We start from the raw sequence: 13,138 nt of genomic DNA, 5'->3' as shown, positions 1-13,138 counted from the left end.
CAGCTTAACATTTCAATGACCATTTAAAAATAAAAAACGTGCAAATAGTCAAGCTACTTGCACGTTTCAGATGAATTGCACTGAGGATGAATCAGAATCAGACTTTTAAGCTGATTTTGAATCTAATACCTTCAAATCTACTTTTTCAACTTCAGTATTTTCATGCTTTGGTTGACGTTCAGACTTGAACTCTGGTGCAGCTTTATCATTAATCACCGCTTCATTGATAATCACAGTACCAATGTCTGAACGACTTGGTAAGTCATACATGGTTTCAAGCAATACATTTTCTAAAATAGAACGCAGACCACGCGCACCTGTATTACGCTCTAACGCTTTTTTCGCGATCGCACGTAAAGCAGAGTCTTCAAAAAGAAGGTCTACATTTTCCATCTCAAAGAGATATTGATACTGACGAGTTAATGCATTTTTTGGTTCAGTTAAAATCTGCATCAAGGCTTCTTGATCAAGCTCTTCAAGGGTTGCAATCACAGGTAAACGACCAATGAACTCTGGAATTAAACCAAATTTCACCAAATCTGCGGCTTCAACTTGACGGAATAATTCAGATACTTTCTTACTATCGTCTTTATTCTTTACGTCTGCGGTGAAACCAATGCCACCTTTTTCTTGACGTTGTTGCACAACTTTTTCAAGACCAGAGAACGCACCACCACAGATAAACAAGATATTTGCAGTATCGACTTGAATAAACTCTTGCTGTGGATGTTTACGTCCACCTTGAGGCGGAATTGACGCAACAGTACCTTCAATCATTTTCAACAATGCTTGTTGCACGCCCTCACCAGACACATCACGTGTAATCGAAGGGTTTTCAGATTTACGGGTAATCTTGTCAATTTCATCAATATAGATAATGCCCTTTTGTGCTTTTTCTACATCGTAATCTGCTTTTTGCAACAGTTTCTGAATAATGTTTTCAACATCTTCACCAACATAACCAGCTTCAGTCAATGTTGTTGCATCAGCCATTGCAAAAGGTACATCAAGCAAACGCGCAAGTGTCTGTGCAAGCAATGTTTTACCTGAACCTGTCGGTCCAATCAGCAAAATATTACTTTTAGCAATTTCAACCGCATCTTTAGGCTTGTGACCTGTTTGAGATACTTTTAAACGTTTGTAATGGTTATACACTGCTACTGAAAGTGTTTTCTTTGCAGTGTCTTGACCAATTACATATTGGTCCAAAGCCGCACGAATTTCATGTGGTTTTGGCAATGGACGTGTTGCCCAATCGCCTGTTTCCACCTGTTGACTCGTTTGCACTAAGTCTAAGCACACATCCACGCATTCATTACAAATATATGCGTCCTCGCCTGCAATCAGCTTACCGACTTCAGACTGCGTTTTACCGCAAAATGAACAATGCTTTTGTCCTTGAGGAAGATCGGACATTTTCACTCCAAATTCTTAAATCTTATCTATAAATGTTTAGTCTTGAGGTCGTTTACTTAATACCTGATCCACTAAACCATATTCTTTTGCTTGCTGTGCAGTCATAAAATTATCACGATCTGTATCTTTAGCGACAGTTTCGTAATCTTGACCACTATGTTCAGCCATTAAACGATTTAAACGTTCTTTGATAAATAAAATTTCACGTGCGTGAATTTCAATATCCGATGCTTGACCACGGAAACCACCCAATGGTTGGTGAATCATCACACGCGCATTTTCCAAGCAATAACGCTTACCTTTTGCACCAGCATTTAATAAGAAAGCCCCCATAGATGCAGCTTGCCCCATACAATAGGTCACTACATCAGGCTTAATAAATTGCATAGTATCGTAAATTGCCATACCCGCAGTCACTGAACCACCAGGTGAATTGATATATAAATGGATATCTTTATCTGGATTTTCAGCTTCTAAAAACAGCATTTGCGCGACAATAAGATTCGCCATGTTGTCTTCAACTTCACCAGTTAAAAAAATCACACGTTCACGTAAAAGACGTGAAAAAATATCGAAAGAACGCTCACCACGTGAAGATTGTTCTACGACTACTGGCACCAAAGCGCTTTCAATTGATGGAACATACATACGTTATTTATTCCTGAATTCTTGTTACTTCACTCATGTTCACAATATGAGGGATAATTGCTGAAAATGCAAAATATTCCCAACTTAATATCAGATATTTTTTGCATAAGTATTGTGAATGGAATGATTAAATCCATGTTTAAGCTCATAAAAAAAGGCGCCAAAGCGCCTTTTTTTAGATCAAACAACTTAGCCTTGTTGGCGCGCTTGTTGCTCTTTTAACAAATCTTGATAGCTAACAACTTCATCAGTTACTTTAGCAGCAGCTAAGATATGATCAACAACTTGATCTTCTAACACTACGCCTTCGATTTGAGCACGTTGTTGCTTATCAGTTTTGAAATATTCGATCACTTCAGTTGGATCTTCATAAGAAGAAGCCATATCTTCGATATAAGCATCAACACGTGATTGGTCTACTTCAAGTTTAGCATCAGCCAATACTTTGCTTACCAATACACCAAGTTTAACTGCTTTTTCAGCTTGTTCTTTGAACAATTCATCAGGAAGCATGCTGCTGTCAAATGCTTTAGCACCTTGAGCACCAAACTGCTGAGTAAATTGTTGAATCATTTGTTGACGTTGACGGTCAATTTCTTGAGCCAACATAGATTCAGGAACTTCTACGTCATTTGCAGCAACAAGTGCATCAAAAGTTGCACCTTTCACTTGGTTACGTAGGCCATTTTTTACTTCACGTTCCATGTTTTTGCGAACGTCAGCTTTTAATTTCTCTACGCCTTCTTCTTCAGTTAAACCGAAGATTTTAAGGAATTCAGCATCAATTTCAGGAAGTTTTTGTTTTTCAACAAGTTTAACTGTGATTTTGAATTGAGCTGCTTTACCTGCTAAGTTTTCAGCTTGATAGTCTTCAGGGAAAGTTACATCAATCACTTTCTCTTCGCCTTTCTTCATACCAACGATACCGTCTTCGAAGCCAGGGATCATACGACCAGAACCTAAAACAAGTTTAAAGTCTTCAGCAGCACCGCCTTCAAACTTCTCACCATCAACAGTACCTTCAAAATCGAAAGTTACTTGCATGTCTTTTTTAGCCATGCCTTTAGTTTCAGTCCATTCAGCGCGTTGCTTTTGAAGGTTTTCAAGCATTGCATCAACGTCTTTATCTGTTACTTCAGATGATTTACGTGATACTTCAAGACCTTCAAATTTAGCTTCAACTTCAGGATAAACTTCAACTGTAGCTTGATAAACTAAAGCATCATCTTTGTTTTCAACTTTGTCGATGTTTGGCATACCAACAGCGTTGATTTTTTCTTGTTGAATTGCTTCAAATACTGTGTCACGAATGATGTCGTTTACAACTTCTTGATAAATACCAGCGCCGTATTCACGACGTACAACGTTTACTGGCACTTTACCTTGACGGAAGCCGTTGATCTTCACAGTTTTGGCAGTGCGTTTCAAGCGAGCTTCAAACTGCTCGTTAATACGGCTCGTCGGTACAGATACATTTAAACGACGGGCAACGCCCGAAACCGCTTCAGAAGTTACTTGCATGGCTTCCTCGATAGAATTTAATAATTACAGTTTTTCAAAAAGTGCCACATTATATGACAACATTTGAATATATACAAAACACCTGTGTAAATCATTTTATTTCGGTTACGGATTTCCCCATTATGTCGCTTTTTTAAACCAATCCCCTTCTTTGCAGCCAAAAGCCAGAAATCCGCATATTTTGAGAAATTTACCAAATTCAAATGCTTTAGTGACAATAGAATAAATTTATTTACATTTTGAAATATCCGGAAATAAAACTAAATAAATAAAATTCAAAAAGTTAAGTGAAAATTCAACACATTTTCAATTCATTTTCTCATCATAAACTTTTAAAACTATCGACAAATTCAATTTCAAACAGATGAAATAAACAATAAGAATCATTATTATTCGCATACAAATTTGCACTACTCTTAGTGAGTTTAAGTATGTCTTTTATCAAATCACGCAAAAAGATTGCTGCTACAGCAATCGCTTCATCTCTTTCAGTTATTGCAACGTCAGCCATCGCTCAAGACGAAATCGCAAAACTACCAACAATTAAAGCACAAGCAACGACTGAACAAGGTTTAAAAGTAGATCAGTCTGCCAATAAAAAATTTGTTGCACCTTTATTAGATACTCCTAAGTCTGTATCAGTTATTTCAAAACAGTTGATTCAAGATACTCAAGTAACAACACTTGCAGATGCACTTCGTACAGTTCCAGGAATTACCCTTGGCGCTGGTGAAGGCGGTAACCCAAATGGTGATCGTCCATTTATCCGTGGTTATAACTCTGAAGGCTCTATGTATGTTGATGGCGTACGATCTGCAACTTCACAAAATCGTGAAATGTTTGCTGTTGAGCAAGTAGAAGTAACCAAAGGGTCCTCTTCAATGCTTGGTGGTGGTGGTAATGCCAGCGGTAACATCAACTTAATCTCTAAAGTCGCTAAAAAAGGAGATTCGTTAGAAGGTTCTGTGCAAGCTGGTACTGATGATTATCAGCGCATTACTTTAGACGGTAATAAAGATTTTGGTAATGGTATTGCCGCTCGTATTGCAGTGATGGGGCACCATAATAATAAGGCTGGTCAAGGTGATGATGGTTCAGAATATAAACGTGCAGGGATCGCACCAAGTATTACTTTTGGCTTAGATACTGCGACACGTGCAACTTTAAGTTATTACTATTTAAAAACAGATGATACACCTGATGCAGGTGTTCCATACAACAATCCAAACAATTATGCTGCTGGCTCAGGCAAACCAATTGATGTTAAACAAGGCATTTATTATGGTTGGAAAGATCGTGACTTCCAGAGACAAGAAAACCAAATTGGTACATTTAAATTAGAGCATGATTTAGCAGATAACTTAACATTAACGAATGTTGCGACTTACAGTAAATCAAAAAATGACTATGTCTTAACACAACCAGATGACAGTCAAGGTAACTTTATTAACTCAGTCACTGGACAATTAAAAGATAAAGGTATCTGGCGTCGTGCCAATACTCGAATAACCGATATTGATACGTTTAGTGACCAACTTTTCTTAAATGGTAAATTCAATACGGGGACATTAAAACATAGCTTTATTGCAGGCGCTGAATACTCAAAATTAGATGGGGATAAAGGCACTTATGTTGTTACTGACCCAGCGACAGGTAACAGTACTGCAATTGGTGGTGGTGTTACGAATGGAGCATGTACTCTAGTTAATCCAAATGGCTGGTGTACTTCTACCTTTAATCCAAACTCAAAGGATCCGTTCTTAGGTTCTGTACAAGCAAATAAACGAGTAACAAATACAACAACTGAAACTACAGCATTTTATCTCAGTGATCATATTGAGATCAACCCTCAATGGCTTGTTGATTTAGGTGCTCGTTGGGATAAATTTGAAACAGAATTAACCACATATAAAAATGGGACAACTGCACTTCCAACACCGACAAAAGTAAATAGTGATTCTGATTATTGGAGTTGGAATGGTGGTGTAACATTCAAACCAACAGAGAATGGTAGTATCTATGCAAGCTATTCAACATCTGCAACTCCTGTAGGTATTGATGCAAGTGAAAGTAGCGAAGCAGCTCCATCTGATGCAATTAAAAATTTAGACCCAGAAAAAGCGCGCACTTATGAAATCGGTACTAAATGGGATCTATTAAATGATAAGTTAAATTTAACTGCTGCTATTTTCCGTACTGAAAAACAAAATACGCGTATTCAACTTGATCCACAAACATATACCAATGGTGGTGATAGTAAAGTCGATGGTATTGAACTTGGTCTAAACGGTAACATTACTGATAAATGGGCTGTTTCAGCGGGCTATACATATTTAGATAGCGAACAAACCAACCCAGGTCCATCATGTTCTCGTGCTGGTGTTTGTACATATCCAAATGTAGCAAAAGGAAAGCAACTACCAAACGTACCTAAAAACTCTGCGACACTATGGACAACTTATAAAGTATTACCTCAAGTTACACTTGGTGCTGGCGCAGTTGCAATGGATAAAGTCTATGGCAATGCTACAAATACAAAATGGGTTCCGGGTTATGTTCGCTACGATGCTATGGCAAAGTATGACGTAAATAAGAATGTAAACGTGCAACTCAACGTAAACAACTTATCTGATACACGTTATTTCAGCAAAGCTTATGCATCACATTTTGCAGCTGAAGCTGAAGGTCGAAGTGCTGTAGTTTCTTTAAACTTTAAATATTAATAGTTAATTTAAAAATTAAAGTGAAATGGCTCCTATTCATAGGGGCCATTTTTTTTACCGATAATTTAGCTTGTTGAGTCTTTTACTGAAGAGAACCTTTATTGTTATTAATCTTCACTAAAAAATAATTCTATAATTTCCAATAGTTATTTTTTACCATTCATTAAAAATACTTTAAATTTCAGCAATATGCTCGAACACAATCAATCATACTCCCTATAGCTTTCTTTAATTATATTGAATGAATTAAACAGTTTTTCCGTATGAATAATCACTTACAGTTATTGTTAATGAAAATAATTATCATTAGAATTCGCAACACTAGTTACATACCTTAACAATTTCTCCATTATTGCGTCATGAAGTTTCCTGAGCAGTATTGGGTAAGTTTGATACAACCTGCGATGGACGCAAAAAATGGCTCAAAAATATTCTGTAAAAAACAAAAAAGTTAAAACAGTTGCACTTGCAATTGCTTTACCCAACCTAGCTTTTGCAGCAACTGAAGATACAACAGTACAACTCCCGACGATTCAAGCTCGAGCAGAACAAAATACTGCATATTTAGCAGCAAAAACATCCTCGACTAAACGTACAGAAACCATTTTAGATACAGCTAAAACCGTTCAGGTCATCACGGAAAAAGCACTCAAAGATCAAGGCTTACTTTCACTACAACAAGCCCTTGCAACAACACCAGGCATTAGTTTCGGTGCTGGCGAAGGTGGTGGTGGTTATGGCGATAAAATCAACCTACGGGGTTATGATGCAACCTATAACACAACTGTAGATGGCTTACGTGATGCAGCATTAACCAACCGTTCTGATTTATTCAACTATGAAGCTGTCGAAATCATTAAAGGTGCGAACTCTGTTGAAAATGGTGTAGGACAAATCAGTGGTGGTGTCAATTTAGTCTCTAAAACGCCGAAAAATCGCGACAGTAATGAAGTTACTTTAGGTTTTGGCTCAGATAGCTATAAACGCTTTACAGGTGATTTTAATAAAGTTGTAGATGAAGATTTAGCATTTCGTTTAAATGTAATGGGACATCAAAACACCTATGCGGGTCGTGATGAAGAAATGAAACGTTGGGGAATTGCGCCATCGGTTACTTTTGGAATCAGTGATACCACCAAGGCAACTTTATCTTACTTATATCAAAAAGATGAAAATGATCCACAGTACGGCGTTCCTTATTATAATGGCAAACCAGTCAAAGGGATTTCAGATAAAAATAACTATGGCTATAGCAACTTAGATCAACAAGATATTGAAAACCAGGTTGTCACATTTAAAGTAGAAAGCGAGATCAGTCCCAACGCAAAACTGAACTCCATTACTCGTTATAGTGATATTCAACAAAAAGCAACTGTTTCTGCACCACAAGGAACATTCTGTTTAGCAGATGGTACATCACCAACGGCTTTAACAAATAATAATTTAACGGGTTATACAACCTGTACAACAGCTGGACAATATGTTGTTTCAGGTCCACGTGGTTATTATCGTGATACCCATAATAAACAATTAGCCAATGACACCAACATTAATGTGCAATTTAAAACAGGTGTTATTGATCACGCTCTTGTTGCTGGTGTAGGCTTTAGTCGTGAGGACTATGCAATAACAACAGCAGGTTATATTTATAATGCAAATGGTACTGTACCGACTAAACCGAATATGGATGTTTACAATCCAGACCACTATTGGAGTGGTCCAACAAACTTCCGTAAAACAGGTGTTGCTGAAGGCTATTTAAATGTTTATTCAGCATATTTGTTTGATACTCTAAAGTTTGGTGAACAATGGTTACTTAACCTTGGTGTGCGTAATGATTATACTGATGGTCAATATCGTTCAGATACTATTTCAGCAACCAATGCAGCGGTAACACGTGGTCAAAACTATAAACAGTCTGATAATTTAATTTCCTATAACGCAGGTTTGACGTTTAAACCAACACCAGCAACCAGTCTTTATTTGTCTTATGCTAATGCTCAAAAGCCGGTACAAAATACTGCAAGTGGTGGCTGTTCTCAAACTATTACCAGTAGTGCAATCACAGCAAATTCTTGTAGTACAGATCCTGAAAATGCAGTTGCCTATGAAGTGGGGGCAAAGTGGCAAGCAAATCCTAACTTCTTGGTTTCTGCTGCAGTATTCCGCAATGAACAAGATAAAGTCCGAGTAACCAATGATATACCTGGACAACCAGATGCAAAATTAGATGGTAAAAACTATGTACAAGGTCTTGAACTTGGTTTAGCGGGTGAAATTACGCCAAAATGGAACATCACCGCTAGTGCCGCTTACATGGAAGGAGAATACGACCAAACTAAAGTCACTGGTTCACCGAATATTGACTTCCAAAAAGGCGACAAATTGGTCAACGTACCTAAAGTTTCAGGCAGCTTATGGACAACATATCAATTCAATGATCAGTGGCAAGCTGGATATGGCTTAACCTATCAAGGTGAAATGTATTTAAGTACACATTCTGCTGCAACAAACGATCGTGTACCACAGGTCAAGTCTGAAGATTATGTGATTCACAATGCTTCTGTAACCTACAGCTACAACAAAGATTTAAGTTTCCAATTATTAGGGCAAAACTTAAGTGATGAGAAGTACTACACCCATATCCGTAACAATGGTTGGGCAATGCCTGGTGAGGGTCGCAAAGGCGTATTCAACATCAACTATAAGTTCTAAGATTTAATCAATCTATGTTAAAATTCAGCGTCTGATTCATCAGGCGCTGTTTCTTTTTTGGGGAAGAAAATCATGATTTTACATATTCCAAATTTACTTAGTCTGGATGAACTAAATCATTGTCGTCAGACACTTTCTCAAGCAGAGTGGACAGATGGAAAAGTAACAACAGGCTATCAATCTGCACATTTAAAAAATAATTTACAACTAGCTCAAGATTCTCAACAAGCATTAGAACTTGGACAAATCATTCAAAATGCTGCCAACGCAAATCCTTTGTTCTTTAGTGCCGCACTTCCAAAAACATTTTTACCTCCGCTGTTTAATTGTTATCAACACGGTGGAAATTTTGGGATGCATGTTGATAATGCTATCCGTCGCCATCCTCAACTCAATCAGTACTTAAGGACAGATGTGTCTTGCACTGTTTTTCTCACCAATCCCGATGAATATGATGGCGGCGAACTGGTGATCGAAGATACTTTTGGCACACAAGAAGTAAAACTTCCAGCTGGCGATGCAATTGTCTATCCTTCTACCAGTTTACATCAGGTTAACCCAGTCACTGAAGGTGCACGTATTGCCTCGTTCTTTTGGGTACAAAGCTTTGTATCATCCGATGCGCAACGACGAATTCTATTTGACTTAGATCAAAATATTCAAAAGCTGACCATCGAGCTGTCTGCTACACATGAGCAAGTGATTAGTCTTACAGGGATCTATCACAACCTTCTACGTGAATGGAGCGATTTATAAGTTTTAGCACTCAAGTCATTATTGTAATGAAAGTGTTTTGTATAAATTTGGACAATCAATAAATGAGTAAAAAAATCCAAGCACCACTCACTCAAATTCCAGCATATTTACAGACAATTGCGGATTACGAGAAACAAGCAGAACAGCATCTGCCTGAAAACACTTGGCACTACTTGCAAGGTGGGGCGATGGATGAGCAAAGTGTTCAAGAAAACTTACAACAATTTAAAAATATTCAACTGATTCCAAGACTGCTCAATGACTTAACTCAAGGCTCGACAGAATGTGAAATTTTAGGGCAAAAATTTCCTCATCCAATTTTTCTTGCACCGATTGGACATCAACAATTGTTCCACCCAGAAGGCGAAGCTGCGGCTGCACTGGCAGCCGAAGTTTTAGGAAGTAATATCGTACTGAGTACTTTCACCAATACCGATATGCGAAGTTTAAAACAAGAAAACCCGCTGAAATGGTTCCAACTGTATTGGCAAGGTGATCGTGAGAAATCATTGGCCTTAGTTCGACTCGCAGAACAACAAAATTTTAAAGCACTTGTGATTACAGTAGATTCACCGCATACAGGGATTCGTGATCGTGAACGTCGGGTGAATTTTCAATTGCCAGAAGGCATGCAACACCCCCATACACCTACCCACATTCCCCTGCCCGAAATTTCTGAGCATCAACATCCTGTATTCAACGGTTTAATGCAAATTGCACCCAAATGGGCAGATATCGAATTTATAATTGCCCATAGCCATTTGCCTGTAATTTTAAAGGGTGTGCTACATCCACTCGATGCAAAAAAAGCAGTCGAAATCGGAGTAAAAGGCTTAATCGTTTCTAATCATGGTGGACGAGTACTCAATAGCAGTATTTCCCCACTGACCGCCTTAGCAAAAATTAAGGCAGTTGTTCCTCATGATTTTCCTTTACTTTTGGATGGTGGAATCCGTCGTGGTACAGATATATTTAAAGCATTGGCTTTAGGCGCATCTGCAGTGCTGATTGGCCGTCCTGCGATCTACGGGCTCTCTGTTGCTGGTGCTTTAGGTGTCGCCCATGTGATTAAAATTTTAAAGGAAGAATTTGAAATTACCATGGCATTAATGGGAACAGCTACCGTAAAAGAAATCAATCAAGAATATATTTTTCAAGATTAAGTCATTCAAAGGAAATTTTTCTCTCAACTGATATTTTTTATGCAAATTAAGGAAATTATTTCCAAGATAATTGTTTTAGAATTAATCTCAAGTTAAACCATTTGTAAGTTATCAGTGTTTAAATTTATCTCGTGTTACCCACGTATAAATTTATGAAAATTTACTGTGTTTTCATCTTAAAAACACTTGTAAATTGAACAGATAGACACAATCTATATTTGTAGTAAGTTGCCTTTACCCAAGAGACGAGCAACAACAACTACACAAGGAGTTACCTCATGATGTTGGCTGATCCAAGTAAAAAATATCGTCGCATGTACCAACGTGTAGACTTGCCTGACCGTCAATGGCCAAATAACGAAATCAATAAAGCGCCAATTTGGATGAGTACCGACCTTCGTGATGGTAACCAAGCGATTTTCGAGCCAATGAACATCGAACAAAAATTCAAAATGTTCGAAATGTTGGTCAAAATTGGCTTTAAGCATATTGAAATTGGCTTTCCTTCAGCATCACAAGTTGATTTTGATTTCACCCGTAAGTTGATTGAAGAAGGTCATATTCCAGATGACGTTTATATCGAAGTCTTGGTGCAAGCGCGTGATCATTTAATTGCACGTACTTTTGAGGCTTTACAAGGTGCAAAACGTGCCATTGTGCATATCTATAACTCAAATTCACCCACTTTCCGTAAAAAAGTATTGAATGTTGATGCCAATGGTGCAAAACAATTGGCAATGAATGCGGCAAGCAAAGTAAAAGAATATGCAGCCAAACAGCCTGAAACTGAATTTATTTTTCAATACAGTCCAGAATGTTTTACAGCAACAGAATTAGAGGTTGCTAAAGATGTTTGCGATGCAGTAACTGAAATTTGGGAAGCATCGCCTGACAATAAAGTTATTTTAAATTTACCTGCAACTGTTGAGGTATCTGGCCCGCATGTCTATGCTGACCAAATCGAATGGATGCATCGTAATTTGCAACGTCGTGATGGTGTGATTATTTCAGTACACTGTCACAATGACCGTGGTTGTGGTATTGCAGCATCTGAGTTAGCGATCATGGCTGGTGCTGATCGTGTTGAAGGTTGCGTATTTGGGAATGGTGAACGTACTGGTAACGTTGACGTTGCTGCAATTGCATTAAACATGTACACACAAGGTGTGGCATGTGAGTTAGATTTCTCAAACATTAATGAGATTATTGCCACAATAGAAGAATGTACTGGCTTGCCTGTACACCCACGTCACCCATATGCTGGTGATTTGGTCTTTACTGCTTTCTCTGGTTCTCACCAAGATGCAATTAAAAAAGGCTTTGAGTTCCAAAAAGACGAAGAAATTTGGGATATGCCTTACTTACCAATCGACCCTAAAGATTTAGGACGTGATTATGATGCAGTGATCCGTGTCAACTCACAGTCGGGTAAAGGCGGTATTGCCTACTTATTAGAGTCAAACTATAACGTGGTTTTACCTCGTCGCTTACAGATTGAATTCTCACAAATTGTTCAGCAAGTTGCAGATGAAGAAGGCGTTGAAGTCTCAGCTCAACAAATTTGGACCTTGTTTAAAGACACCTATGTTGCTGCAAAAGATGCACATTATTCAGCGAAAAACTATAGATTGTCAGATGAAAATGGTAGCCAAGTAATTGAACTTGATGTGGTCATCAATGGTGAAACTCAGCGCTTACGTGGTGAAGGGAATGGTCCAATTTCTGCGATTTTAAATGCGCTTCAATTACCAATTGATGTCTTAAACTACGAAGAACGCAGTATCAGTTCAGGCGCACATGCAAAAGCGTTGGCATTGATCGAACTTCAAGTTCAAGGTACTGGTAAATCTGCATTCGGTGCTGGTGTACATGACAATATCGTCACCTCTTCAATTGAAGCAATCATTGCAGCAACCAATCGTTTAATTGACCAAGGTGTTTTAAGTACTGAACAAGTCATCGCTGCTGCTGTATAAGCGATATCAATTAAAAGACTTTAGAAAGGATGCCCCCTAGTGGTATCCTTTCTTTTATTTATTGATGTTATCAAGCAATCTCTTCGAACAGCTTTATATCTTTTAAAAATAATTTAAAGATAAAAAGAGACGTGGAAATTTCATCCATGATTGTTTGAGGTCAGACTGGTGTTGGCGAGTAGTGAACACGTTTGGCGATGAGAAGCAAAGTTTCACAAGA

General features: G+C 38.0%; 8 protein-coding genes. 5 read left to right on the top strand and 3 right to left on the bottom strand.

Going from position 1 to position 13,138, the window contains the following annotated elements; genetic code table 11:
- Nucleotides 1-105 precede the first annotated feature (105 nt).
- From clpX to tig, 3 genes are all read right to left on the bottom strand, one after another.
- Nucleotides 106-1,416, bottom strand: a complete 1,311-nt coding sequence (clpX, locus tag F981_RS22440; RefSeq protein ID WP_004726534.1) for an ATP-dependent Clp protease ATP-binding subunit ClpX — start codon at nt 1,414-1,416, stop codon at nt 106-108.
- 36 nt (nt 1,417-1,452) lie between these two features.
- The gene (gene clpP, locus F981_RS22435) at nt 1,453-2,064 is read right to left on the bottom strand and encodes an ATP-dependent Clp endopeptidase proteolytic subunit ClpP (protein ID WP_004726532.1); all 612 of its coding nucleotides are present in this window, start codon (nt 2,062-2,064) and stop codon (nt 1,453-1,455) included.
- 189 nt (nt 2,065-2,253) lie between these two features.
- Nucleotides 2,254-3,585: a trigger factor gene (gene tig / locus F981_RS22430; RefSeq protein ID WP_004726530.1), complete on the bottom strand. Its 1,332-nt coding sequence runs from the start codon at nt 3,583-3,585 to the stop codon at nt 2,254-2,256.
- A 431-nt stretch (nt 3,586-4,016) separates the two neighbouring features.
- Between tig and F981_RS22425 the strand changes: the two genes are divergently transcribed.
- The 5 genes from F981_RS22425 (at nt 4,017) to leuA (ending at nt 12,918) form a co-directional block, all read left to right on the top strand.
- On the top strand, nt 4,017-6,308 hold the full coding sequence (locus tag F981_RS22425) for a TonB-dependent receptor (protein ID WP_004726528.1): 2,292 nt from the start codon (nt 4,017-4,019) through the stop codon (nt 6,306-6,308).
- A gap of 417 nt (nt 6,309-6,725) precedes the next feature.
- Nucleotides 6,726-9,023 (top strand): TonB-dependent receptor, encoded by a 2,298-nt coding sequence (locus F981_RS22420; RefSeq protein WP_004726527.1) that lies wholly within the window; start codon nt 6,726-6,728, stop codon nt 9,021-9,023.
- A 72-nt stretch (nt 9,024-9,095) separates the two neighbouring features.
- Nucleotides 9,096-9,779 carry a Fe2+-dependent dioxygenase gene (locus F981_RS22415; RefSeq protein ID WP_004726525.1) on the top strand — a complete coding sequence of 228 codons (684 nt, stop codon included), beginning with the start codon at nt 9,096-9,098 and terminating at the stop codon, nt 9,777-9,779.
- 62 nt (nt 9,780-9,841) lie between these two features.
- A complete protein-coding gene (locus tag F981_RS22410; RefSeq protein WP_004726523.1) occupies nt 9,842-10,942 on the top strand; it encodes an alpha-hydroxy acid oxidase in 1,101 nt (366 codons plus the stop codon).
- A gap of 278 nt (nt 10,943-11,220) precedes the next feature.
- On the top strand, nt 11,221-12,918 hold the full coding sequence (gene leuA, locus F981_RS22405) for a 2-isopropylmalate synthase (protein WP_004726520.1): 1,698 nt from the start codon (nt 11,221-11,223) through the stop codon (nt 12,916-12,918).
- The last annotated feature ends 220 nt before the right edge of the window (nt 12,919-13,138 follow it).

It is taken from the genome of Acinetobacter guillouiae CIP 63.46, from assembly GCF_000368145.1.
In the GTDB taxonomy this organism is placed as follows: Bacteria; Pseudomonadota; Gammaproteobacteria; order Pseudomonadales; family Moraxellaceae; genus Acinetobacter; species Acinetobacter guillouiae.
This window is presented reverse-complemented; position numbering and strand designations above follow the sequence as displayed.